The following is a 24207-nucleotide window of genomic DNA, read 5'->3' as shown; positions in this document are numbered from 1 at the left end:
TACAGGACAAGTGAAAAGTTCTGGATGGTTCGTTAAGGTGGACTGCATGCTCGATGTGCGGCGGATGCAGGTGTTGCGGGCCGTGGTGGCCGCCGGGTCGGTGACCGGGGCGGCGGCTTCGCTGGGCTACACGCCCTCCGCCGTCAGTCAGCAGGTCGCCGCCCTGGAACGGGAGGCGGGGGCCGAGTTGCTGGAGCGGGTGGGGCGGGGAGTGCGGCCCACGGCGGCGGGGCTGCTGCTCACCGAGTACGCCGAGGCCATCGGACGCCAGGTCGCCGAGGCGGAGGCCGCGCTGGCCGATCTGCTGGCCGGGCGCTCGGGGCGGCTGGCGGTGCGCTACTTCGCCACCGCGGGGGCCGGTCTGGTCGCCCCCGCCGTGGCGCGGCTGCGCGAGGAGCATCCGGGGGTGCGGGTCGAGCTGGGACTGAGCGAGCCGGAGCGCGCGCTGCCGGACGTGCGGGAGGGCCGCGCCGACCTCGCCCTGGTGGTGCGGGCGGAGCCCGGGGACGGGCTGCGGCTCGCGCACCTGCTGGACGATCCCTACCTCGCCGTCCTGCCGCGCGGGCACCGGCTCGCTGCGCGCCGGAGCGTGCGGCTGGGGGAGCTGGCCGAGGAGGCGTTCGTCGGCAGCGAGTGGCCGGGGCCGTGCCGGGACGCCCAGCTCGACGCCTGCGCGGCCGCGGGATTCCGGCCCCGGTTCGTCGTCGAGAGCGAGGACTACGTCACCGCGCAGGGGTTCGTCGCGGCGGGCCTCGGGGTCGCCCTGATCCCCCGCCTGGGCCTCGGCAGCCGGCACCCGGGAGTGACCGTCCGCGAGGTGCGCGACCCGGTTCCCGTCCGCGTCATCCACGCGGCGGTGCGCGAGAGCGCCCCACCGCAGCCGGCGCTCCAGGCGTTCATCGGCGCCCTGCGGGCGGCCGGCGAGGTCTGACCGGCCGGCGGGCCGTCGCCGCGCCGCGCCGCACGGGCCGCGCCCCGGAGCGGATGCGCGCGAGGCGGCGCACCCGCGCGACGGGCCTCCGTCCCTCGCGCCGCCCCGGACCGCCGGACAGGACCGCCGCCCCCGACCGCCGGACGGGTCAGGAGGGCCGCGAGGGCAGGGGGCACGAGCCGCCGTCTCCTCGCCCCCGCCCCCCGGGAGTCACCGCTGTTGCGCGCGGGGGCGCGACAGACCGGCCGTCGGTGCGGTGGCGCGTGGTCGGACGGTCCTCGGCAGGGTGTACGGCAGGCTGCCGTACCAGGTGCGGGCGACCGTGTAGCCGAAGGCCAGGCAGAGCATGCCGCCCACCGCGTCCAGCCAGAAGTGGTTGGCGGTGGCGACGATCACCACCAGGGTCGCGGCGGGGTAGAGCAGGCCCAGGATCCTGACCCACGGCAGCCGGGCCAGCGCGAAGATCGTCAGGCCGCACCACAGCGACCAGCCGATGTGCATGGACGGCATCGCGGCGTACTGGTTCGACATGTTCTTCAGGTCGCCTGAGGCCATCGAGCCCCACGTCTGGTGGACCAGGACCGTGTCCACGAAGACCGTGCCGTTCATCAGCCGAGGGGGTGCGAGCGGATACAGGTAGTAACCGACGAGGGCCACGCCGGTGGTGGCGAACAGCACGAGACGGGTCGCCGCGTAGCGGCCGGGATGACCGCGGTAGAGCCACACCAGAACACCGAGCGTCACCACGAAATGCAAGGTCGCATAGTAGTAGTTCATGCCGATGATGAGCCAAGTCGCCGAGTTCACGGCCTGGTTGACCGTCTGCTCGACGGCGATGCCCAGCTGCTGCTCCGCCTGCCAGATCCAGTCGGCGTTACGCAGCGCCGCTGCCTTCTGCTCCGGGACCGCGTTGCGGATCAGTGAGTACGTCCAGTAACTCACCGCGATGAGGAGGGTCTCGAACCACAGGCGTGGGCGGCGGGGGCTGCGCAGACGGTCCAGGCGGTTCGGCCGGGACTCGGCCGTGACGGGCCGTGGAAGGGCCTCTTCGCGGCCTTCCGGTGACGTCACGGTCGGTTCACCCATGGATACAGAGTCTGCCAGAAAAGCTTGCACCCCCGATCATCCCGCGGGGCTGCCCCACCCGCATGTTCTACGGCCGACCGACCCCTGACGGGCCCTGCCGACGGACGACCCGGACCCGGGGATTCTCCGTCTCACGGACGATTGCGGTCACCGGGTGCCGAAGCGGTCGAACCGCGCACCACCAGCTCCGGCATGAACACGAACTCGCTGTGCGGGGCGGGCGTTCCGCCGATCTCCTCCAAGAGCGTGCGCACCGCGGCCTGGCCCATCGCGGGGACGGGCTTGCGTACGGTGGTCAGCGGCGGGTCGGTGAAGGCGATCAGCGGGGAGTCGTCGAAGCCGACGACCGAGATGTCCCGCGGGACCGCCAGACCGCGCTGGCGCGCCGCCCGTATCGCGCCGAGGGCCATCATGTCGCTGGCGCAGACGATCGCCGTGCAGCCCCGGTCGATGAGCGCCGTGGTGGCGGCCTGCCCGCCCTCCAGGGTGTACAGCGAATGCTGGACGAGCTCGGACTCGACGACGTCGGTGGTCAGCCCCAGCTGCTCCTGGACCGCCCGCACGAAGCCCTCGATCTTGCGCTGGACCGGGACGAAGCGCTTCGGACCGAGGGCCAGGCCGATGCGGGTGTGCCCCAGCGAGACGAGGTGGGTGACCGCCAGCGTCATCGCCGCCCGGTCGTCGGGGGAGATGAAGGGCGCCTGCACCTTCGGCGAGAAGCCGTCGACGAGGACGAACGGCACCCCCTGCGCGCGCAGCTGGTCGTAGCGCTGCATGTCGGCGGTGGTGTCCGCGTGCAGCCCGGACACGTAGATGATGCCGGCGACCCCGCGGTCGACCAGCATCTCGGTCAGCTCGTCCTCGGTGGAGCCGCCCGGGGTCTGGGTGGCGAGGACCGGGGTGTAGCCCTGGCGGGTCAGCGCCTGGCCGATGACCTGGGCCAGGGCGGGGAATATCGGGTTCTCCAGCTCGGGCGTGATGAGGCCGACCAGCCCCGCGCTGCGCTGGCGCAACCGTACCGGGCGTTCGTACCCCAGCACGTCCAGCGCGGCGAGCACGGACTGACGGGTGGTGGCGGCGACGCCCGGCTTCCCGTTGAGGACGCGGCTGACGGTCGCTTCGCTCACCCCCGCCTGCGCAGCGATGTCCGCAAGCCGTGTGGTCACAGGGGTGGACTGTACCGGCCAGGCGTCCCCTTGCACACCGATCGGACGCCGTGTGCGACCGGTGGAACGGCCCGCCCCGGGCTGCTGCGTCATCGCGCTCCCTCGTGAAAGTGATGGCAAGAGCTTGCAGAGTCTTGCACAACCGGCCCCATACCGCTCGACGCCTGTAAACAAGCGTCTCACGGCGGTCGCCGAGAGGTCACGCCCGGATAACTTCGGAGACGTCTTGCACTTTTTTGCTGCAAGGTCTTTCGCGGTGCTTACAACGCTGTTACGTTCACGTCGCCCGGCGGCCGCCGCAACGGCGCAGTCGGCAAGTCGACAGGGACGGCGGACGGGACCGCTCCCTGTAGCTACTCGGGCTTTCACCCTCAAGGAGAACTCATGCGGCGTGGCATAGCGGCCACCGCGCTGGTGGCGTCCCTCGCCCTCGCGGCGACGGCCTGCGGCGGAAGTGACAGCGGCGACTCGGCCGGCGGCCCGGTCACCATCACCTGGTGGGACACGTCCAACGCGACGAACGAGGCGCCGGCGTACCAGGCCCTGATCAAGGAGTTCGAGGCCGCCAACAAGGACGTCAAGGTCAAGTACGTCAACGTCCCCTTCGACCAGGCGCAGAACAAGTTCGACACCGCCGCCGGCTCCAAGGGTGCCCCCGACGTGCTGCGCTCCGAGGTCGGCTGGACCCCGGCCTTCGCCAAGAAGGGCTACTTCCTGCCGCTGGACGGCACTGAGGCCCTCGCCGAGCAGGACAAGTTCAAGTCCAACCTGATCGAGCAGGCCAAGTACGAGGGCAAGACCTACGGCGTGCCGATCGTCACCGACACGCTCGCGCTGGTCTACAACAAGGAGCTCTTCGCCAAGGCCGGCATCGTCGCCGCCCCCAGGACCTGGGACGAGCTGAAGAAGGCCGCCGCCACGATCAAGGACAAGACCGGCGTCGACGGCTACTGGGGTTCCACCCAGGCCTACTACGCCCAGTCCTTCCTCTACGGCGAGGGCACCGACACCGTCGACGCCGACGCCAAGAAGATCACCGTCAACTCGGCGGAGGCGAAGAAGGCCTACGGCACCTGGCTCGGCCTGTTCGACGGCAAGGGCCTGCACAAGGCGGACACCACCGCCGACGCTTACGCCCACATCCAGGACGCCTTCGTCAACGGCAAGGTCGCCGCGATCATCCAGGGCCCCTGGGAGATCACGAACTTCTACAAGGGCACGGCCTTCAAGGACAAGGGCAACCTCGGCATCGCCACCGTCCCGGCCGGCTCCACAGGCAAGGCGGGCGCCCCGACCGGCGGCCACAACCTCTCGGTCTACGCCGGCTCGGACAAGGCCCACCAGGCCGCCGCGCTGAAGTTCGTCAACTTCATGACCTCCGCGAAGTCCCAGGCGGCCGTCGCGCTGAAGAACTCCACGCTGCCCACGCGCGACGACGCCTACACCGACCAGGTCAAGGCCGACCCGGGCATCGCCGGCTACGGCACGGTCCTGTCCGCCGCCCAGCCGCGCCCCGCGCTGCCGGAGTACAGCTCCCTGTGGGGCCCGCTCGACACCGAACTGCCCAAGATCGCGGGCGGCAAGGAGTCCCTCGACAAGGGGCTGGGCAACGCCGAGACCGCCATCGCCAAGCTGGTGCCGGACTTCAGCAAGTGAGCCCCGCGTGGCCGCCGGATCACCGCTCGAGGGGGGAGTGATCCGGCGGCCACCGGCCTGTGCCCGCCCCGCCCCCGATCCACAGCTCCTCCAGAAGGTGTCGAACCATGACAGTCGCCATCGACCGCGCGACCGGCAAGCGTCGCGGTGACGCGCCGCGGCCCGGGCTGGGCCGGCGCCTGAAGCACGGCTACCGGAAGTACTGGTACGCGTACGCGATGATCGCCCCCGTGGTCGTCGTCCTCGGCGTTCTCGTGCTGTACCCCCTCGGGTACGGCCTCTACCTGACCCTCACCGACGCCAACAGCCTCAACACGGCCCGCACCATCGGTGTCAACGAGATCGAGGCCACCTACAAGTTCATCGGCCTCGACAACTACGCCGACATCCTGTGGGGCGAGACCGCCTACGACCGATTCTGGTCGCACTTCATCTGGACGATCGTCTGGACGGCCGCCTGTGTCGCCCTGCACTACACGATCGGTCTCGGCCTCGCCCTGCTGCTGAACCAGAAGCTGCGCGGGCGCACCTTCTACCGGCTGATCCTCGTCCTGCCCTGGGCGGTGCCGACCTTCGTCACCGTGTTCGGATGGCGGTTCATGCTCGCCGACGGCGGCGTCGTCAACTCCGGCCTGGAGGCGCTGCACCTGCCGACGCCGCTGTGGCTGGAGGACACCTTCTGGCAGCGCTTCGCCGCGATCATGGTCAACACCTGGTGCGGGGTGCCGTTCATGATGGTCTCCCTGCTCGGCGGCCTGCAGTCCATCGACTCCTCGCTCTACGAGGCCGCCGAGATGGACGGTGCGAACGCCTGGCAGCGCTTCCGGTACGTCACCCTGCCGGGTCTGAGGTCGGTCAGCTCCACCGTCGTCCTCCTCGGCATCATCTGGACCTTCAACCAGTTCGCCGTGATCTTCCTGCTGTTCGGCAACACCGCCCCCGACGCGCAGATCCTCGTCACCTGGGCGTACTACCTCGGCTTCGGACAGCAGCCGCGTGACTTCGCCCAGTCGGCCGCCTACGGCATCCTGCTGCTGGCCATCCTGATCGTCTTCACCTCGTTCTACCGCCGCTGGCTGAACCGCAACGAGCAGCAGCTCGCGATCTGAGGCAGGAGTTCCCATGAGTACGAGCACCGTCGAGACCTCCGCCGACGCGACCGGGCAGCACTCCGCGGGCGCCCCCCGCGCGGCCCGGGGCCGAGAACGGCGCGGCCCCCTCGCCTCCCTCGCCTCCCACGGCGTCCTGACCGTCGCGAGCCTCATCGCGCTGTTCCCGATCGTCTGGCTGGTCTTCCTCTCCCTCGGCCCCGACAAGGACGACTACCTCCACCCCGGACGCATCTGGTCCAAGATGACGTTCGACAACTACGCGTTCGTCCTGCAGCACACGAACTTCTTCGACTGGCTGAAGAGCTCGCTGATCGTTTCGCTGGGCACCACGGTGATCGGCGTGCTGATCGCCGCCACCACCGGCTACGCCGTGTCCCGCATGCGCTTCCCCGGCTACCGGAAGTTCATGTGGGTGCTGCTGGTCACCCAGATGTTCCCGATCGCCGTGCTGATCGTGCCGATGTACCAGATCCTGTCGGAGCTCCAGCTCATCGACACCTACCTCGGCCTGGTCCTCGTCTACTGCTCGACCGCGGTGCCCTACTGCGCCTGGCTGCTCAAGGGCTACTTCGACACCATCCCGTTCGAGATCGACGAGGCCGGGCGCGTCGACGGCCTGACCCCCTTCGGCACCTTCGCGCGGCTGATCCTGCCGCTCGCCAAGCCGGGCCTCGCGGTCGCCGCGTTCTACAGCTTCATCACGGCCTTCGGCGAGGTCGCCTTCGCCACCACGTTCCTCCTCGACGACCAGAAGTACACCCTCGCCGTCGGCCTGCAGAGCTTCGTCAGCGAGCACGACGCCCAGCGCAACCTGATGGCCGCCACCGCCGTGCTGATCGCGATACCCGTCTCCGCGTTCTTCTACCTCGTGCAGAAGAACCTCGTGACCGGCCTGACCGCCGGCGGCACCAAGGGCTGAGCCCGGGGCCCGGCCTCGCGGCCGGGTTCCTCATCAGGGAAAGACTCCCGCGCACCGAAGAGCGCGGGTGGCGGCCGCGGTGTCCATCCGACCCCGCCGGCACCGCGGCCGCCTGATCACCCCATCCGCCGTCGCACCTCCGAGACCATGACCGCCACCCCCTTACGCACCAAGGACGCCATGAGCCAGCAGCACTCCGCCGCCCCGGCCCCCACCTCCCGGCCCGCCTCGGCCGTCGCCACCGTCGCCCGGCACCGCGACTGGTGGCGGGACGCGGTGATCTACCAGGTGTACCCGCGCAGCTTCGCCGACAGCAACGGCGACGGCATGGGCGACCTGGAAGGCGTACGCTCCCGCCTGCCGTACCTGCGCGACCTCGGCGTGGACGCCGTGTGGCTCAGCCCGTTCTACGCCTCCCCGCAGGCCGACGCCGGCTACGACGTCGCCGACTACCGGGCCGTGGACCCCATGTTCGGCAACCTGCTCGACGCCGACGCCCTCATCCGCGACGCCCGCGCACTGGGCCTGAGGATCATCGTCGACCTCGTCCCCAACCACTCCTCCGACCAGCACGAGTGGTTCAGGCGGGCGGTCGCCGAGGGCCCCGGCTCGCCGCTCCGGGAGCGCTACCACTTCCGCCCCGGCAAGGGGTCGGACGGCGAACTGCCGCCCAACGACTGGGAGTCCATCTTCGGCGGCCCCGCCTGGACGCGCGTGACCGAGCCTGACGGCACCCCCGGCGAGTGGTACCTGCACCTCTTCGCGCCCGAGCAGCCCGACTTCAACTGGGACCACCCGGCCGTCGGCGACGAGTTCCGCTCGATCCTGCGCTTCTGGCTCGACATGGGCGTCGACGGTTTCCGCATCGACGTGGCCCATGGCCTGGTGAAGGCGGAGGGCCTCCCGGACCTGGGATCCCACGACCAGCTCAAGCTGCTGGGCAACGATGTCATGCCGTTCTTCGACCAGGACGGCGTCCACGACATCTACCGCCAGTGGCGGCTCATCCTCGACGAGTACTCCGGCGAGCACATCTTCGTGGCGGAGGCGTGGACGCCGACCGTCGAGCGGACGGCGAACTACGTCCGCCCGGACGAGCTCCACCAGGCCTTCAACTTCCAGTACCTGGCCACCGAGTGGGACGCCGGACAGCTGCGCGAGGTCGTCGACCGCACCCTGGAGGCCATGCGCCCGGTCGGCGCCCCCTCCACCTGGGTCCTGTCCAACCACGACGTGACCCGGCACGCCACCCGCTTCGCCAACCCGCCCGGCCTCGGCACCCAGATCCGCACGGCCGGCGACCGCGCGCTCGGCCTGCGCAGGGCCCGCGCGGCCACCCTGCTGATGCTGGCGCTGCCCGGCTCGGCCTACGTCTACCAGGGCGAGGAACTCGGCCTGCCGGACGTCGTCGACCTGCCCGACGAGGTGCGCCAGGACCCCGCGTACTTCCGGGGCGCCGGCCAGGACGGCTTCCGGGACGGCTGCCGGGTCCCCCTCCCGTGGACCCGCGAGGGCTCCTCGTACGGCTTCGGCGACGGGGGCAGCTGGCTGCCGCAGCCGGAGGGCTGGGGCGAGCTGAGCGTCGAGGCGCAGGACGGCGTGCCCGGCTCGACGCTGGAGCTGTACCGCTCGGCGCTGGCCGTCCGCCGCTCCCACCCCGACCTCGGCGCCGGCGACTCGGTGGAGTGGCTGCGCGCCCCCGAGGGCGTCCTGGCCTTCCGCCGCGGCGAGTTCGTGTGCGTCGCCAACACCTCCGGCGAGGCGGTGACCGTCCCGGCGTACGGCCGCGTGCTGCTCGCCAGCGGTGACCCGGCCGAGGCGGACGGCGAGACGAAGGTGCCGGCCGACACGACGGTGTGGTTCACCGCGGCCTGACGGCCGTCCCGCAAGGTTCTCGCAGCAACTTCACACGGCCCGCTGCCTTTTCAGGCGGCGGGCCTCTACCATCTGCGTCACCGCAAGTTTGCTGAATGTTTCAGCAAGCACCTTCAATGAAGAAGGAACCCCGCATGGCACGCAGATCCCTCTGCGGCGCGCTCGCCCTCGCGGCCGCCGCTCTTGTCATGGCCCCGTCCCCCGCGCAGGCCTCCCCGCCCGGCGCCAAGGACGTCACCGCCGTCCTCTTCGAGTGGAACTTCGCCTCCGTCGCGAAGGAGTGCACCACCGCCCTCGGCCCCGCCGGATACGGATACGTGCAGGTCTCCCCGCCGGCCGAGCACATACAGGGCGCACAGTGGTGGACGTCGTACCAGCCCGTCAGCTACAAGATCGCCGGCCGGCTCGGTGACCGCACGGCCTTCCGGAACATGGTGAACACCTGTCACGCGGCCGGTGTGAAGGTCGTGGTGGACACCGTCATCAACCACATGTCCGCGGGCAGCGGCACCGGCACCGGCGGGTCGTCGTACACGAAGTACGCCTACCCCGGCCTGTACTCCTCCTACGACTTCGACGACTGCACCGGGCAGATCTCGAACTACGCCGACCGCTGGAACGTCCAGCACTGCGAACTGGTCGGCCTCGCGGACCTGGACACGAGCGAGCCCTACGTCCGCGGCGCGATCGCCGGCTACCTGAACGACCTGCTCACCCTCGGCGTCGACGGCTTCCGCATCGACGCGGCCAAGCACATCGACGCGGCCGACCTGGCGAACATCAAGTCCCGCCTGACCGACCCGAACGCGTACTGGAAGCAGGAGGTCATCCACGGTAGCGGGGAGGCCGTCCAGGCCACCGAGTACACGGGCAACGGCGACGTCCAGGAGTTCCGCTACGCCTACGACCTCAAGCGGGTCCTCACCGGCGAGAACCTCGCCTACCTCAGGAACTACGGCGAGGGCTGGGGCTACCTGAACGGCTCGGTCGCCGGTGTCTTCGTCGACAACCACGACACCGAGCGCAACGGCTCCACCCTCAACTACAAGGACGGCGCGAACTACACCCTCGCCCACGTCTTCATGCTCGCCTGGCCCTACGGCGCGCCCGACATCAACTCCGGGTACGAGTTCTCCGACCCCGACGCCGGTCCGCCGAACGGCGGCCGGGTCGACGCCTGCTGGCAGAACGGCTGGAAGTGCCAGCACGCCTGGCCGGAGATCAGGTCGATGGTCGCCTTCCGCAACGCGACGCGGGGCGAGCCGGTGACCGACTGGTGGGACAACGGCGGCGACGCGATCGCCTTCGGGCGCGGCACCAGGGGATTCGTGGCCATCAACCACGAGGCGGGCTCCCTGACCCGGACGTACCAGACCTCGCTGCCCGCCGGGACGTACTGCGACGTGCAGCGGAACACGACGGTGACCGTCGACTCCGGCGGCCGGCTCACCGCCACCCTCGGCTCGAACACCGCCCTGGCGATCCACGCGGGCGCGACGGGCTGCTGAGCCGCCGACCGCTCCCCTCGCGTACCGCGCGCCCTGGTACGCCCTGCGGCGCGCGGTACGCGAAGGGCTGACGGCCGCGGACCGCGGTCCTCCAGGAGTCCCGCGGTCGCGCAGACCGCCCGCCGTGCCGGTCGCGCGACCGCCCGCCGCGCCGTCGCCCACGAGCGGTCCGTGCCGGGCTGCGGGCGGCGGTGCCCCGGGGGGCGTCGCCCGCAGTGCCCGGGTCGGGCGGACGATTGACGGTGAAAACTCTTGCCAAGGGTTTCACGGCTCTTGCTGTAAGGCTTTCGTCGGCGATACGGTCACGCGGGGTCGGACCCAACAGAGCCGCATCCGCAAGGAGTTCCCACCTGTGATACCGAGATGGCCGGCGCCCCACAGGCGCCGAAACCCGCAGGTCCGACGCGTCGCGGTCGTCGCCGTCGCCGCGCTCGCCACCGCCCTCGTCCAGCCGCTCGCCGCCCGCGCGGACGCCCCGCCCCCGCCCCCGCCCCCGACGGACGCGAGGCTGGCCGCCGAACCCGCCCGGCACGACGCGACCCGGGAGCAGTTCTACTTCGTCCTGCCGGACCGCTTCGCCAACGGGGACTCCGCCAACGACCGTGGCGGACTCACCGGCTCACGCCTGAACACCGGATACGACCCCACCGACAAGGGCTTCTACCAGGGCGGCGACCTCAAGGGCCTGACCAAGCGCCTCGACTACATCAAGGGCCTCGGCACGACCGCCCTGTGGATGGCGCCGATCTTCAAGAACCAGCCCGTGCAGGGCGCCGGCACCAACGCCTCCGCCGGCTACCACGGTTACTGGATCACCGACTTCACCCAGGTCGACCCGCACTTCGGCACCAACGAGGACCTCAGGACCCTCATCTCCGCGGCACACGCCAAGGGCATGAAGGTCTTCTTCGACGTCATCACCAACCACACCGCCGACGTCGTCGACTACGAGGAGAAGTCCCACGACTACCTCTCCAAGGGCGCCTTCCCCTACCTGACGAAGGACGGCGAGCCCTTCGACGACGGCGACTACGCGGACGGCACCCGCGCGTTCCCGGACGTCGACACGGCCTCCTTCCCCCGGACGCCCGTGGTCGGCCGGCAGCGGAAGGTCCCCGCCTGGCTCAACGACCCGACCATGTACCACAACCGGGGCGACTCGACCTTCGCCGGTGAGTCCTCCACGCACGGCGACTTCTCCGGGCTCGACGACCTGTGGACCGAACGTCCCGAGGTCGTCGAGGGCATGGAGAGGATCTACCAGCGGTGGGTCAGGGACTTCGACGTCGACGGCTTCCGGATCGACACCGTGAAGCACGTGAACATGGAGTTCTGGACCCAGTGGGCCACCGCCCTCGACGCCTACGCGGCCCGGCAGGGACGTGACGACTTCTTCATGTTCGGCGAGGTGTACTCCGCCGACACGGACGTCACCTCCCCGTACGTCACCCGGGGCCGCCTCGACGCCACCCTCGACTTCCCCTTCCAGGAGGCGGCCCGCCAGTACGCCTCCCAGGGCGGCAGCGCCAGGAAACTCGCGTCGGTCTTCGCCGACGACTACAAGTACACGACCGGCACGGCCAACGCGTACGAGCAGGTCACCTTCCTCGGCAACCACGACATGGGCCGGATCGGCACGTTCCTGAAGCAGGACGACCCGCAGGCCACCGACGCCGAACTGCTCGCCAAGGACCGGCTCGCCAACGAGCTGATGTTCCTCAGCCGCGGCAACCCGGTCGTCTACTACGGCGACGAGCAGGGCTTCACCGGCGCCGGCGGCGACAAGGACGCCCGCCAGACGATGTTCGCCTCGAAGACGGCCGACTACCTCGACGACGACCGCATCGGCACCGACCGCACCCACGCGAGCGACGCCTACGACACGAGCGCGCCCCTGTACCGGCGGATCGCCGCCCTGGCCCAGCTCCGCAAGGCCAACCCGGCCCTCGCCGACGGCATCCAGACCGAGCGGTACGCGGACGACGGAGCCGGCGTCTACGCCTTCTCCCGCACGGACGCCCGCACCGGCACCGAGTACGTCGTCGCCTTCAACAACGCGGACGAGGCGAAGCCGGCGACGTTCGCCACCGGTTCGGCGGCCATGACGTTCCGCGGCGTCTACGGCACCGAGGACACCCTGAGGTCCGACGCCGGCAAGAAGATCACCGTCACCGTCCCGGCCGGTTCGGCGATCGTGCTCAAGGCGTCCGGCAGGCTTGCCCAGCCCGCCACCGGGCCGACCCTCACCCTCCACGCCCCGGCCGCCGGAGCCACCGGCACGGTCGAGCTGAGCGCCGACGTGGAGGGCGGCCGGCTCAACCGGGTCGTCTTCGCCGCCCAGGTCGGCAACGGCAGGTGGACGACGCTCGGCTCCGCCGACCACGCCCCCTACAAGGTCACGCAGGCCCTCGGGAAGGGCGTGCCCCCGGGCACCGCCCTGCGCTACAAGGCCGTCGTGATCGACTCGGCGGGCCGCACGGCGAGCGCCACCGCCGGCAGCACCACCGGCACCCCGCCCGCCCCCGAGACCCCCACCGCCTCCTCCCGTGACCACGTGGTCGTGCACTACCAGCGCCCCGACGGCGACTACGGGAACTGGGGCCTGTACGCCTGGGGCGACCTCGCCGACGGCGAGGCGACGGACTGGCCCGCCAGCCACCCCTTCGTCGGCCGCGACGCCTACGGCGCCTTCGCCTACGTCAAGCTGAAGCCGGGCGCCTCGAACGTCGGCTTCCTCGTCATCGACAAGCAGGGGAACAAGGACGTCTCCGCCGACCGCACCATCGACGTCACCCGGACGGGCGAGGTGTGGATCGAGCAGGGCAAGGACGCCGTGCTCACCGAACGGCCCGCGTACCCGGAGCAGGACAAGGGCAAGGCCGTCCTGCACTACCACCGCGCCGACGGGAACTACGACGGCTGGGGCCTGCACGTCTGGACGGGCGCCGCGCACCCCACCGAGTGGTCGAACCCGCTGATGCCGGTGAAGACTGATGCCTATGGCGCTGTCTTCGAGGTGCCGCTCACCGAGGGTGCCGGCAGTCTCAGCTACATCGTCCACAAGGGCGACGAGAAGGACCTGCCCGCCGACCGGTCGCTGGACCTCACGGCCGACGGTCACGAGGTGTGGCTGTTGAACGGCCAGGAGAAGCACCTGCTGCCCCAGCCCGCGGGCTCCGCGGCCGCCCTGGACCTGACCACCTCCGAGGCGGTCTGGATCGACCGCGCCACCGTCGTCTGGAACGGCTCCGACGCGGCCGCCTCCACCCAGCTGCTCTCCTCGCGCGCCGGCTCGATCGCGGTGAAGGACGCCACGCTCACCAGCGACGACGAGCGCTGGCTGCGGCTGACCAGGACCACCCTCACCGACGCCCAGAAGGCGAGGTTCCCGCACCTGAAGGACCACACCGCCTGGTCCGTCGACCCGCGCGACCGCGACTGGGTGCGCGAGGCGCTGCGCGGACAGCTCGTCGCCTCGCAGCGGGCCGCGAACGGCGCGGTGCTCGCGGCGACCGGCGTGCAGATCGCCGGCGTGCTCGACGACCTGTACCCCGGGGCGACCAAGGCGCGGCTCGGGCCGACCTTCCGCGACGGCCGGCCGACGCTGGCCGTCTGGGCGCCGACGGCGCGGAACGTCTCCCTGGAGCTCGACGGCTCCACCGTGCGGATGAAGCGCGACGACACCACGGGCGTCTGGTCCGTCACCGGCCCCGCGTCCTGGAAGAACAAGCCCTACCGCTACGTCGTCCAGGTGTGGGCGCCCAGCGTGCGCGCGGTCGTCACCAACAAGGTCACCGATCCCTACTCGGTCGCCCTCACCGCGAACTCCGAGCGCAGCCTGGTCGTCGACCTGGACGACAGGTCCCTGGCCCCCGGCGGCTGGGCGACCCTGCGCAAGCCCCGTGCCGTACCGCTGAAGGACGCCCAGATCCAGGAGCTGCACATCCGGGACTTCTCCGTCGAGGACCGGACGGCGCAGCACCCCGGCACCTACCTCGCCTTCACCGACAAGGACAGTGCCGGCTCCGGGCACCTGCGGGAGCTGGCGAAGGCGGGCACGTCCCACGTGCACCTGCTGCCCGCCTTCGACATCGCCACGATCCCCGAGAGGAGGGCCGACCAGGCCACCGCGGACTGCGATCTGGCCTCCTACCCGGCCGACTCCGACCAGCAGCAGGAGTGCGTCGGGAAGATCGCCGCGAAGGACGCCTACAACTGGGGCTACGACCCGTACCACTACACGGTCCCCGAGGGCTCCTACGCCACCGACCCGGACGGCACGCGGCGCACCGTGGAGTTCCGCAGGATGGTGAAGGCGCTGAACGAGGACGGCCTCGGGGTCGTCATGGACGTCGTCTACAACCACACCGCGGCGAGCGGCCAGGCGGCCACCAGCGTCCTCGACCGGGTCGTCCCCGGCTACTACCAGCGGCTCCTCGACGACGGCACCGTGGCGAACAGCACCTGCTGCGCGAACACCGCGACCGAGAACGCCATGATGGGCAAGCTGGTCGTCGACTCGATCGTCACCTGGGCGAAGCAGTACAAGATCGACGGCTTCCGTTTCGACCTCATGGGCCACCACCCGAAGGCCAACATCCTGGCCGTCCGCAAGGCCCTCGACGCGCTGAGCGTCGAGAAGGACGGCGTCGACGGAAAGAAGATCATCCTGTACGGCGAGGGCTGGAACTTCGGCGAGGTCGCCGACGACGCCCGGTTCGTCCAGGCCACGCAGAAGAACATGGCCGGCACGGGCATCGCCACCTTCTCCGACCGCGCCCGTGACGCCGTCCGCGGCGGCGGCCCCTTCGACGCCGACCCCGGCGTCCAGGGCTTCGCCTCCGGCCTGTACACCGACCCCAACTCCTCGACGGCCAACGGCACCCCGGCCGAGCAGAAGGCCCGCCTGCTGCACTACCAGGACCTGATCAAGGTCGGGCTGAGCGGCAACCTCGCCGCCTACCGCTTCACCGACACCGCAGGCCGGGAGGTCACCGGCGCCGGCGTCGACTACAACGGCAGCCCCGCCGGCTACGCGGACGCCCCCGGCGACGCCCTCGCCTACGCCGACGCCCACGACAACGAGTCACTGTTCGACGCCCTCGCCTTCAAACTGCCCGTCTCGACGAACGCGGCCGACCGGGCCCGGATGCAGGTCCTCGCCATGGCCACGGCCACCCTCTCGCAGGGCCCGGCCCTCTCCCAGGCCGGCACCGACCTGCTGCGCTCGAAGTCCCTGGACCGCAACTCCTACGACAGCGGCGACTGGTTCAACGCCATCCACTGGAGCTGCGCCGACGGCAACGGCTTCGGCCGCGGGCTGCCGCCGGCCGCCGACAACGCCGCCAAGTGGCCCTACGCCACACCCCTGTTGAGCCGGGTGGCGGTCGGCTGTGCGCAGATCGAGTCGGCCTCCGCCGCCTACCGGGACCTGCTGCGCATCCGTACGACGGAGCAGGTGTTCTCCCTGGACACGGCCGCGCAGGTGCAGGCCCGGCTCTCCTTCCCGCTGTCGGGCAGCGACGAGACGCCCGGTGTGATCACCATGCGCCTCGGTGACCTGGTCGTCGTCTTCAACGCGACGCCGACCGCGCAGCGGCAGACGGTCGCCCCGCTCGCCGGCACGGGCTACCGCCTGCACCCGGTGCAGGCGGCGGGCGCGGACGCCACCGTGAAGACGGCGTCGTACGCGAGGACCTCGGGCACCTTCGAGGTACCGGCCCGCACGGTGGCGGTCTTCTCCCGCACCGGGTGAACGCGCACCCGTGAACCCGCACTGAACGCCCGCATCACCTGAGCCACAGCGCTCATCCTGACCTGCGCGTTAGGGTGAGCGCTGTCGCCCAGGCCCCGCGACCGGCGGCAAGATCCAGAAGAGACCCCCTAGTACGGGAGTGCCCATGCCGCAGATCACCGTCGACTACTCCGACCGGCTCGTGGACGACTTCGACCGGCCCGGATTCGCCAGGGCGCTGCACGACGCCGTCGTGGAGATCGCGGCCGCCAAGCCGCCGGCCTGCAAGACGCAGTTCCGCCGGACCGAGGACGCCACCGTCGGCCCCGACACCGAGGGGCACGCCGTCGTGCACGTCCACATCGGACTGCTGGCCGGCCGCACCGAGGAGACCAAGGCCCGGCTCACCGAGACGGTGCTGGAACTGCTGCGGCAGCATGTGAAGCCCGCCGAGGGCCTCGCCCTGCACTCCTCCGCCGAGGTCCGCGACCTGGACCCCTCGTACCGCAAGTCCGAGGTCTGAGCTCTCAGAGCTCCGACAAGAGGACCCCTGAGAGCTCCGGACAAAAGGGGAGGCCGTTCAGCTCGCGGCGTCCGGTGCGTGCGATCGCAAGGCGCCGGAAGCTCCTCGTAGCGGAGCTGCCAGGGGCTTTCGGCAACGCGGCGAGCGTGCGTGCCAGGCGTCGCGAGCCGGGCTCCCTTCTTGTTCGGAGCTCTAAGACGCCAGCGCGATGAGCCGGGCGACCAGGTCCCCGAAGGGGCCGTCGGCCGGCTCGTCACCCAGGACGGGGCGCAGCAGGGCCCGCAGTTCCTCGTCGTGGGCGGCGCTCACGGCGGTGAGGGCGGCGAAGTCCTGCACGAGCTGGACCTCCAGCTCCTCGCGCGGGATGCGCCGCCCGTCCAGCCAGATCAGCGCGGTGGACTCGGCGAGCGAGATCCAGGAGCGGACGACCAGCTCGAGCCGCGCGGGCGGATCGGCGACGCCCAGATGCGACAGGATCTGCTCGTAGGCGGCCTGGCGCACCGAGTCGATCAGCGCGGTCGTCGTGGGGACGCGGCTGAGGGTGTCGGCTCCGCCGACGGAGACGGCGGGACCGCCGCGCATCAGGGCCGAGAAGCCGGGGCCGTGCTCGTCGACGAAGTCGAAGTACCGGCGCATCACCCGCAGCAGCCGCGCCCCCAGCGGCCCCTCGTGCGGCTCGGCGAACCGGCCGGCCAGATCCTCCGACGCCCGCTTCAGCGCGGCCTCGTAAAGGCTGAGTTTGCCGGGGAAGTAGTGGTACACCAGAGGTCGCGAGATGCCCGCGGCCGCGGCTATCTCGTCGATGGAGACCTCGTCGGGCGAGCGACGGGCGAACAGTTCGAGGGCGACGCCGATCAACTGCTGCCGCCGCTCCTCGACTCCCAATCTGCGGCGAACCCCGGTAGTCATACGAACACCTTACCGATCGAATCCGGACGTGAACGGACTGGATCGGCCACGGTCTCTCCCCGGTCGCCTCACATGTCAGCGCCGGACGATCACCGCGCGGCCGCGACACGCAGACCGGCGTCGAGTCACCGCGCTCGGTGCCCGGGAGCAGCTCGCCGCGGTGGCCCACCTCTCCCTCCAGCACCCGCTGTCGGTGGGGGTGAACCACCGTGCGCCGGCGACCTCCCTAGGGGGTGTCTCGAAAGTCCCGCACAGCACCCACGGTGCCCGGCACGCCCTCTCGCCGCACCGGCCGAAAGCACGAGTACACCCAGTACGAGCGCTTTCGTCCGGCACGCCGAGAGCACGCACCGGACACCGCGGGCACCGCACAGGACTTTCGAAACACCCCTAGCGCAGCCCGCCGATCGCCCGGCCGCCCTCCAGGGTCCCCTCCAGCTCCGCCTGGGCGCCCTGCCGTGTCGGCACGGCCAGCAGGTTGCCCCGCGCCGACCCGCTCACGCCGCCCGTCGCGCGCACGGACTCCGTGTCCCTGTCACCGGCGGCCAGCAGGTACCAGGAGCCGGACTGCGCCTTCCACAGCACACCGGCCAGCACATGCGGATCGCGCGGGCCGCACGCCGGCACGTCCCCCGCCTTCGCCACGACCGCCCCGAACAGCCCGCCCGGCGTCTGGAACTGCGCCTGCACGCGCGTGCCGTCGCCCCGCCAGGTCTCGGCCCGGGTGCACACCCAGGCGCCCGGGCCGCCCTCCTCCGGGAGCGACTGCCGTGCGTAGCCCCACGCGTTGACCGACCGCACACCCTGCGCCCGCGCCTCGCCCAGCGAGCAGGCGAACGGCGCCCAGGTGCGCAGCGCCTCCGCGCCGGTCGCCTCCTTCGGCCCGGTCGGCCGGCCCGCGGTGAGCCGGGCCGGGACGAGTTCCCCGAGGTCGCTCAGCAGGTACGACCCGGAGGCGTCCGTCAGCTGGAGCACGTTCCAGGTGGTGCAGGCGCCGCTGCGGGTGGCGGGGCTGGCCAGCGGCGAGGTGACGCCGTCGGACACCGCGAGGTCCATCAGTCCGGCGCCCGGTTTCGACAGGTCCCGCTCGGCGGCCTTCGTCACCCAGGGAGCCGTCAGGAACCGCACGTTGCCGTCGGCGCGGTCCAGGACCACCGCGCCCGCCTCGGCGCCCAGCGCCCCGTCCGTCCGGGCGAGGTCCAGCGCCGCTCCGGCCGTGCCGTCCCGGGGCTCGGCGTAGCGGGCGATGCGCAGACCGTCGTGCAGGATCACCACGCGCGCGGTCTCGACGTCGCCGGCGAACAGCAGTCGGGGCGGGCCGGCGGGGCCGCCGGTCGGGGTGCCGGGGGTCGCCGAGACGCGGACGGTCGTGCCGGGGCGGGCCCAGACGGCGAGCGCACGGCGCAGCAGCGCCTCGTCGCCGGTGAGATCGCCGCGCGCCGGCCACACGGAGAAGTCGGTGCGCGTGGCGGTCTTCCAGGCGGCGGGGGAGACCCGCACCAGCCGCCCGGGGTCGAGGGCGGCCTCGGCCGCCGGGTTGCGCGCGTACACCGGGGCGGCCGCGCCGTCGGGCCCCCAGCCGTCGCCGGGGAGCGCGACCAGGCCACCGCACACCGCGAGCGCGGCCGCTGCGGCGAGCGCGGCCTTGGTGTGCCGGCGGCGCCGCATCAGATCGGTGGGGCGGGCCTGGAGGGTGCAGGGGTCGAACTCGGGGGAGTCGAGCAGCGCGTACTGCGCGGCGATGCCGTCGGCCTCCCGCAGCGCGGCCTCCACGTCGTCGACGCCGGCCTCGGCCAGCACCTCGCGCACATCGCCGTCGGGCAGCTTCTCCAGGCCGCGCAGCGCACAGGCGGCGCGGGCCGGGCCGGAGAGGGCGGCGAGCCGCTGGTCCAGGACGAGTTCGTCGGCGCCGCCGGAGCACGGGAAGAGCCGCAGGCCCCACACCTGGGGCAGCAGCGGCGGCAGTTGCGCCCGCCGGGGCCAGGCCCGGCGCTTCGACGGCAGGCCCGCCTCCAGCGCCGTACGCACCACCCGCAGGCGGACGTAGGCGTACCCGGCGTCGCCGTCGCGGGCCGTGGACTGGGCCGGGATGACCGGCGTGGCCGCGCGGCCACGGGGCAGGGCGCGCTGGACCAGGGCGTGGGCGCTCAGGACCCGCCGGCCCCGGCCCGAGCCCGGGGGCAGCACCAGATAGGCGAGGCGGACCAGACGCGGGTAGTGCTCGACGAGCGCGGCCTCGGCCTGCTCGACGTCGACGACCCGGTCGGCGGGGGAACCGGGTGCGGGGCGCGGGGCGACATCCTGTGACTGCACGTCCAGCAGAACGAGCCACCCGGACGATGGTCACCGGCCGTCGGCATCGGTCCGGCCGCGGACGGCACGGCCACCGGACCCGCGGTCAGGGCCGCGCGGGCCGCCCGCCTGCGGGTGGGTCGGCGAGGTCCATCGGACCGGTTCCGCCCGGGCGGCCCGGCCGCCGGGCACCGGTAGGTTGAGCGCACCGCGCGCGGGAGCCGTATCCAGAACGAGGCTCTTGCAGGGAGGACAGATGAAGGTGACCCGACCGATGGTCGCGCTGTGCGGCGCGGTGCTGGCGCTGGCGCTGACGGGCTGCGGCTCCGGCGGCAAGGAGGAGGCGGCCGTGCCGGAGACGGCGACCGGCAGCCTGGAGCACCTGGCCGCCGAGGTGAAGTGCACGCCCGACATCCAGATCGACGCCGACGAGATCCGCCAGGCCGTCTGCAAGGACACCGGCGACAAGTTCATCCTCGCCACCTTCGCCACCGACCGCGGCCTGCGCGAGTGGATCAACGGGGCCAAGGACTACGGCGGTCACTACCTCGTCGGCCGCAAGTGGGTGGCCGTCGGCGAGACCAGGACGATGACGACGCTCCGGGAGACCCTCGGCGGTGACATCGAGGAGGGCGTCGACCACGGCGCGCACGAGTCGGGCGGCACCTCGCACTCCGGTCACTGAGCGGACGGCCGGTGACCGGACGGGTCACCGGGCGGACGGGGGCACGGAACGGACGGCCTGAACGGACGCGGGACACGACGAAGCCGGCGGTGAGGAATCCTCACCGCCGGCTTTCTCAGTCGGTCACACCCTCGGTGTCACTGGCACTTCTTGCCGGTGTTGATGCAGTTGACCATCTTGTTCATCAGGTTTTGGGAGAAGAAGTTGATGAAGTCGTTGTGGTCGGTGATCGGCTTGTGCAGCTGCTCCGGGAAGGTGTCCACCGCGTACGGGTTCACGACCTGCCCGTTCTGGAGCTTCGGGGCGGGGACGTTGTAGACCAGGCGGACCTGGAGCTGGGGGATCGCCTTGAAGCCGTTGGCGCAGGAGCCGTCGCCCTGGACGAACGCCACGTGCGTACGGTGGTTGGCGCTGTCGATGTTCTGGCCGTCCCAGCAGCTCTGGAAGTTGGACACACGCACCACCTGGCTGCCCTGCGGGCAGATCGGGTACTTGTCCTTCAGCTGCACCTTGTTCTCGAAGCCGGTGCAGCTCCAGTTCACGTTGGCGTTGTTGAGGCCGTTGACGAAGGCCTTGGCGTCACCGGTGATGATGCGCAGCGCCTGCGGCATCGCGACGACGGGGCCCCGCTTGTTGCCGACGAACTTCAGCTGCGCCTGGACGGGCTGGAGGATGCGGCCGACGTTGCCTTCCTTGCCGCCGCCGTCGTTGTTCTGGTCGAAGTCCTGCGAACCGTCCTGCAGTCGCAGCACCGGCCAGAAGTACGACGACCGGTCGCCCTGGTTCTGGCAGGTGGTCTGGGCGTTCGCCAGCTCCTGGTCGCTCGCGAAGGCGTCGTTGTTCTGGTTGCCGACGTAGTCGTGCAGGTGGTGGGCGCCGTTGGTGACACCGGGGGCCACGATCACGTTGTCCGTGTTGTGGTTGTCGTTGCCGTTGGTGCCGCACTTGGTGGTGAAGGTGCCCGTCGACCCGGACCGGCCGTTCGCGGCGAGGCCGTTGGCGCCCACACCCAGCTGGTTGTTGTTGCCGGCCTTGGTGATGTCGACGAAGTCCGCCGCCACCGGGCCGTTGCCGCCCTGACCGCCGTTGCCCTGCTGACCGTTGTTGCCCTGCTGGCCGCCGTTGTTCTGGCCGCCGTTGTTGTTCTGCTGGCCGCCGTTGTTCTGCTGGCCGCCGTTGTTCTGGCCGCCGCCGTTGTTGTTCCCGCCGTTGTTGCCGCCGGCGTTGGTCTGGTTGGCGACCTGCGGGGTGCAGGGGGCGAGCGAGCTCAGGTTCTGGACCTGGCCGCCGACGCGCTGGATGTTGATTCGGATCCGGTCGATCGTGGCGACCCGCTTCTCCTTGAGGGGGCCCAGGATCGCGTTCTGGACGAAGCCGGCGTCGTTGGCCTGCGCCTGGCGCGTGGAGGCGAGTCGGGCGTAGGCCTCGGTGATCTGCTTGTCGAGGTTCGCCAACTCCCTGTCGACGCCCTGACGCGCCCCGCCCGGGACGTTCGTCAGCTTCTGGCCGACGTCGGGGCAGGAGATGGTCGCCACCTGCCCGGGCGCGGCCTTGACCTGGTTCTGCGACGAGTTCTTCGACTCGTGCGCAGAGGCGTAGAAGTTCGCCCAGATCAGCCCGCCCCCACCGAGCGCTAGGGCCGCCGATGCTGCCACGGCCTTCGTGGCCATCGACGAACGGCGTTTACGTGTGTTGCGTCCCATGGAACTCCTCTGACTTCCTTGCGGGGCAGCATCGAGGCGCCCGACAGGAGTGAAGCGGCGCCTACCCATACGCACGTCGTCACAGGAGTGTTCAGCCGTCTCGGAAATTGATGACGGTTCCCCGGGACAATTCGACCCCAACGCCCGCACAGGCCACGGAAGTTGAAACGATCACCGGTCCCGGTCCAGATACGCCAGTACGGCCAGGACCCGTCGGTTGTCGTCGTCCGAGATCTCCAGGCCCAGCTTCACGAAGATGTTCGCGGTGTGCTTGGCCACGGCCCGTTCGGTGACGACCAGTCGGCCGGCGATCGCCGCGTTCGACCGGCCCTGCGCCATCAGCTCCAGCACCTCCCGCTCGCGGGGTGTGAGCCTCGTCACGGGGCTTCGGTCGTCGCCGCTGCGCCGGGCCAGCAACTGCTGGATCACCTGGGGGTCCATCGCCGTACCGCCCGCCGCGACCCGCCGCACGGCGTCGACGAACTGGTCCGCGTCGAAGACCCGGTCCTTCAGCAGATAGCCCACCCCGCCGCTGCCGTCGGCGAGCAGCTCGCGCGCGTAGAGCTGCTCGACGTGCTGGGAGAGGACGAGCACGGGCAGCCCCGGCCTCTCCCGGCGGGCCCGCAGCGCACACTGCAGACCCTCGTCGGTGTGGGTCGGCGGAAGCCGGACGTCGACCACGGCGACGTCCGGCTTCAGTTCGGCGAGTGCCCGCTCCAGCTCGGGCCCGCTCTCGACGGCGGCGGCGATCTCGAAGTCGTAGGCCTCCAGAAGTCGCACGAGACCGTCGCGCAGCAGGAACAGGTCTTCGGCTAGGACAACTCGCACGGGATCTCCATGGTCACCATGGTGGGACCGCCCGCCGGGGAGCTGACGGCCAGGACGCCGTCGAATGTACCCAGTCGCCGCTCGACCCCGGACAGGCCCGAGCCGGCCCCGACCACCGCACCTCCGCTGCCGTGGTCGGTGACGGAGATCCGCAGACGGCCCTCCGCGTGGTGCGCGTCGATCCAGATACGGTCGGCGCCGGAGTGCTTGACCGCGTTGGTGAGCACCTCGCTCACCGCGAAGTACGCCGCCGACTCCACCGGGGCGTCCGCCCGCCCGTCCAGCTCCACGGTCACCTCGCAGGGCACCGGCAGCCGCAGCGCCAGCGCCCGCACCGCGTCGCCCAGCCCGCGCTCGGCCAGCACCGGCGGGTGGATGCCGCGCACCAGGTCGCGGAGTTCGGCGAGGGCGTCGGCGGAGGACTGACGGGTCTGCGCGAGGAGTTGCTTGGCCCTCTCCGGGTCCTTGTCCACGAGCATCTCGACGGTCCCCAGGTCCATGCCCATCGCCACCAGGCGGGCCTGGGCGCCGTCGTGCAGGTCGCGTTCGATGCGCCGCAGCTCGGCGGCGGAGGTGTCCACGGCGTCCCGCCGCGTCTCGGTCAGGATCCGCACCCGCTCGGCGAGTTCGGCCTGACTGGGGGCGAGGAAGGCCTGCGTGAGGCGGAAGTGGAACCGGAAGGAGCTCACGGCGTACCGGTGGGCGACGATGAGGAGGGCGGCGCCCAGCGCGCCGGCCCCGAGCGCGGAGGCCTGGTCACTGACCGGCACGAACCCGTACCAGTACGGCCCGTACTCACCGTACGGCCCGCCCGTCATGGTCCGCCACAGCCCGGCCGCCAGCGCGAACCCCTCCAGCGGGTACAGCACGAGGACCGCCGGCAGCAGCGCGGTCGTGAACCCCGCCGTCATGTCCACCGGCAGCCAGCGCAGGTCCCGCCGGGTCGCCGGGTCCCGCAGCAGGGCGAGGGTGCGCGTCCACGGATTGGCGTCCTCGGGTGCCGGCCGGTAGGCCGACGGGATGCGCACCCCGCCCCACCGCGCGGCGAGCTCCCGCCGCCGGTCGGCGAAGGCGCGCACCCGGGTCAGCACCCACGGGGTGGTGAGCAGGCCGATCCCGAGGGGGATGAGGGCGATCGAGACGGCGGTGAGGGTGAAGCACAGGACGGCCACCGGCAGGGACACCACGGCCAGCACGAGCCCCCGCCAGGCGGCGAGCAGCATCCCCCGCGCCCTCGAACCGCCGCCTTCACCTTGCGTGTTGGTGTTCATGGGCGTCAG

16 protein-coding genes are annotated in these 24207 nt (G+C 71.3%); 9 read left to right on the top strand and 7 right to left on the bottom strand.

Annotation, left to right across the window (positions count from 1 at the left end):
* Positions 1 to 46 precede the first annotated feature (46 nt).
* Positions 47 to 931, top strand: a complete 885-nt coding sequence (locus ACZ4YY_RS02535) for a LysR family transcriptional regulator (protein ID WP_468282830.1) — start codon at positions 47 to 49, stop codon at positions 929 to 931.
* Between the two features lie 210 nt (positions 932 to 1141).
* Here the strand turns inward: ACZ4YY_RS02535 and ACZ4YY_RS02530 are convergent, their stop codons facing one another.
* Together ACZ4YY_RS02530 and ACZ4YY_RS02525 are read right to left on the bottom strand one after the other, a co-directional pair.
* Complete coding sequence (locus ACZ4YY_RS02530; RefSeq protein WP_468282827.1) at positions 1142 to 2017, bottom strand: phosphatase PAP2 family protein; 876 nt, start codon at positions 2015 to 2017, stop codon at positions 1142 to 1144.
* Positions 2018 to 2148: 131 nt separating this feature from the next.
* Complete coding sequence (locus tag ACZ4YY_RS02525; RefSeq protein WP_468282823.1) at positions 2149 to 3183, bottom strand: LacI family DNA-binding transcriptional regulator; 1035 nt, start codon at positions 3181 to 3183, stop codon at positions 2149 to 2151.
* A gap of 384 nt (positions 3184 to 3567) precedes the next feature.
* On the opposite strand from ACZ4YY_RS02525, the gene ACZ4YY_RS02520 reads away from it, so the two are divergent.
* From ACZ4YY_RS02520 to ACZ4YY_RS02490, 7 genes are all read left to right on the top strand, one after another.
* Positions 3568 to 4839, top strand: coding sequence for an extracellular solute-binding protein (locus tag ACZ4YY_RS02520; protein WP_468282820.1), 1272 nt, complete (start codon positions 3568 to 3570; stop codon positions 4837 to 4839).
* A gap of 107 nt (positions 4840 to 4946) precedes the next feature.
* A complete protein-coding gene (locus tag ACZ4YY_RS02515) occupies positions 4947 to 5948 on the top strand; it encodes a carbohydrate ABC transporter permease (protein WP_468282817.1) in 1002 nt (333 codons plus the stop codon).
* A gap of 13 nt (positions 5949 to 5961) precedes the next feature.
* Positions 5962 to 6870: a sugar ABC transporter permease gene (locus ACZ4YY_RS02510; protein WP_468282814.1), complete on the top strand. Its 909-nt coding sequence runs from the start codon at positions 5962 to 5964 to the stop codon at positions 6868 to 6870.
* A 180-nt stretch (positions 6871 to 7050) separates the two neighbouring features.
* Positions 7051 to 8745: a glycoside hydrolase family 13 protein gene (locus tag ACZ4YY_RS02505; RefSeq protein WP_468283226.1), complete on the top strand. Its 1695-nt coding sequence runs from the start codon at positions 7051 to 7053 to the stop codon at positions 8743 to 8745.
* A gap of 134 nt (positions 8746 to 8879) precedes the next feature.
* Positions 8880 to 10253 carry an alpha-amylase gene (locus tag ACZ4YY_RS02500; RefSeq protein WP_468282811.1) on the top strand — a complete coding sequence of 458 codons (1374 nt, stop codon included), beginning with the start codon at positions 8880 to 8882 and terminating at the stop codon, positions 10251 to 10253.
* Between the two features lie 352 nt (positions 10254 to 10605).
* Positions 10606 to 16008 (top strand): pullulanase-type alpha-1,6-glucosidase, encoded by a 5403-nt coding sequence (gene pulA / locus ACZ4YY_RS02495; protein ID WP_468282808.1) that lies wholly within the window; start codon positions 10606 to 10608, stop codon positions 16006 to 16008.
* A 145-nt stretch (positions 16009 to 16153) separates the two neighbouring features.
* The gene (locus ACZ4YY_RS02490; protein ID WP_468282805.1) at positions 16154 to 16510 is read left to right on the top strand and encodes a 5-carboxymethyl-2-hydroxymuconate Delta-isomerase; all 357 of its coding nucleotides are present in this window, start codon (positions 16154 to 16156) and stop codon (positions 16508 to 16510) included.
* 192 nt (positions 16511 to 16702) lie between these two features.
* Here the strand turns inward: ACZ4YY_RS02490 and ACZ4YY_RS02485 are convergent, their stop codons facing one another.
* Together ACZ4YY_RS02485 and ACZ4YY_RS02480 are read right to left on the bottom strand one after the other, a co-directional pair.
* Complete coding sequence (locus tag ACZ4YY_RS02485; RefSeq protein WP_468282802.1) at positions 16703 to 17419, bottom strand: TetR/AcrR family transcriptional regulator; 717 nt, start codon at positions 17417 to 17419, stop codon at positions 16703 to 16705.
* A gap of 390 nt (positions 17420 to 17809) precedes the next feature.
* Entirely contained in the window at positions 17810 to 19732 is a 1923-nt protein-coding gene (locus ACZ4YY_RS02480) for a hypothetical protein (RefSeq protein WP_468282799.1), read from the bottom strand.
* A gap of 235 nt (positions 19733 to 19967) precedes the next feature.
* Here ACZ4YY_RS02480 and ACZ4YY_RS02475 point away from each other — a divergent pair, with 235 nt between their 5' ends.
* Positions 19968 to 20396, top strand: coding sequence for a hypothetical protein (locus ACZ4YY_RS02475; RefSeq protein ID WP_468282797.1), 429 nt, complete (start codon positions 19968 to 19970; stop codon positions 20394 to 20396).
* 137 nt (positions 20397 to 20533) lie between these two features.
* Here the strand turns inward: ACZ4YY_RS02475 and ACZ4YY_RS02470 are convergent, their stop codons facing one another.
* The 3 genes from ACZ4YY_RS02470 to ACZ4YY_RS02460 all read right to left on the bottom strand — a co-directional run bounded on the left by ACZ4YY_RS02470 (position 20534) and on the right by ACZ4YY_RS02460 (position 24198).
* Positions 20534 to 22099 (bottom strand): DUF1996 domain-containing protein, encoded by a 1566-nt coding sequence (locus ACZ4YY_RS02470; RefSeq protein ID WP_468282795.1) that lies wholly within the window; start codon positions 22097 to 22099, stop codon positions 20534 to 20536.
* Between the two features lie 171 nt (positions 22100 to 22270).
* Entirely contained in the window at positions 22271 to 22927 is a 657-nt protein-coding gene (locus tag ACZ4YY_RS02465; RefSeq protein ID WP_468282792.1) for a LuxR C-terminal-related transcriptional regulator, read from the bottom strand.
* On the bottom strand, positions 22912 to 24198 hold the full coding sequence (locus ACZ4YY_RS02460) for a sensor histidine kinase (protein WP_468282789.1): 1287 nt from the start codon (positions 24196 to 24198) through the stop codon (positions 22912 to 22914). The genes ACZ4YY_RS02465 and ACZ4YY_RS02460 overlap by 16 nt, the downstream gene beginning before the upstream one ends.
* Positions 24199 to 24207 lie beyond the last annotated feature (9 nt).

It is taken from the genome of Streptomyces sp. NPDC030143 (assembly GCF_055573695.1).
The sequence above is the reverse complement of the archived record's forward strand: the minus strand, read 5'-3'. Positions and strand labels throughout refer to the sequence as shown.

Coding starts and splice junctions, on each gene's coding strand:
- ACZ4YY_RS02535 (WP_468282830.1), top strand. CDS start 47: ATGCTCGATGTGCGGCGGATGCAGGTGTTGCGGGCCGTGGTGGCCGCC.
- ACZ4YY_RS02530 (WP_468282827.1), bottom strand. CDS start 2,017: ATGGGTGAACCGACCGTGACGTCACCGGAAGGCCGCGAAGAGGCCCTT.
- ACZ4YY_RS02520 (WP_468282820.1), top strand. CDS start 3,568: ATGCGGCGTGGCATAGCGGCCACCGCGCTGGTGGCGTCCCTCGCCCTC.
- ACZ4YY_RS02515 (WP_468282817.1), top strand. CDS start 4,947: ATGACAGTCGCCATCGACCGCGCGACCGGCAAGCGTCGCGGTGACGCG.
- ACZ4YY_RS02510 (WP_468282814.1), top strand. CDS start 5,962: ATGAGTACGAGCACCGTCGAGACCTCCGCCGACGCGACCGGGCAGCAC.
- ACZ4YY_RS02505 (WP_468283226.1), top strand. CDS start 7,051: ATGAGCCAGCAGCACTCCGCCGCCCCGGCCCCCACCTCCCGGCCCGCC.
- ACZ4YY_RS02500 (WP_468282811.1), top strand. CDS start 8,880: ATGGCACGCAGATCCCTCTGCGGCGCGCTCGCCCTCGCGGCCGCCGCT.
- ACZ4YY_RS02490 (WP_468282805.1), top strand. CDS start 16,154: ATGCCGCAGATCACCGTCGACTACTCCGACCGGCTCGTGGACGACTTC.
- ACZ4YY_RS02485 (WP_468282802.1), bottom strand. CDS start 17,419: ATGACTACCGGGGTTCGCCGCAGATTGGGAGTCGAGGAGCGGCGGCAG.
- ACZ4YY_RS02475 (WP_468282797.1), top strand. CDS start 19,968: ATGAAGGTGACCCGACCGATGGTCGCGCTGTGCGGCGCGGTGCTGGCG.
- ACZ4YY_RS02470 (WP_468282795.1), bottom strand. CDS start 22,099: ATGGGACGCAACACACGTAAACGCCGTTCGTCGATGGCCACGAAGGCC.
- ACZ4YY_RS02460 (WP_468282789.1), bottom strand. CDS start 24,198: ATGAACACCAACACGCAAGGTGAAGGCGGCGGTTCGAGGGCGCGGGGG.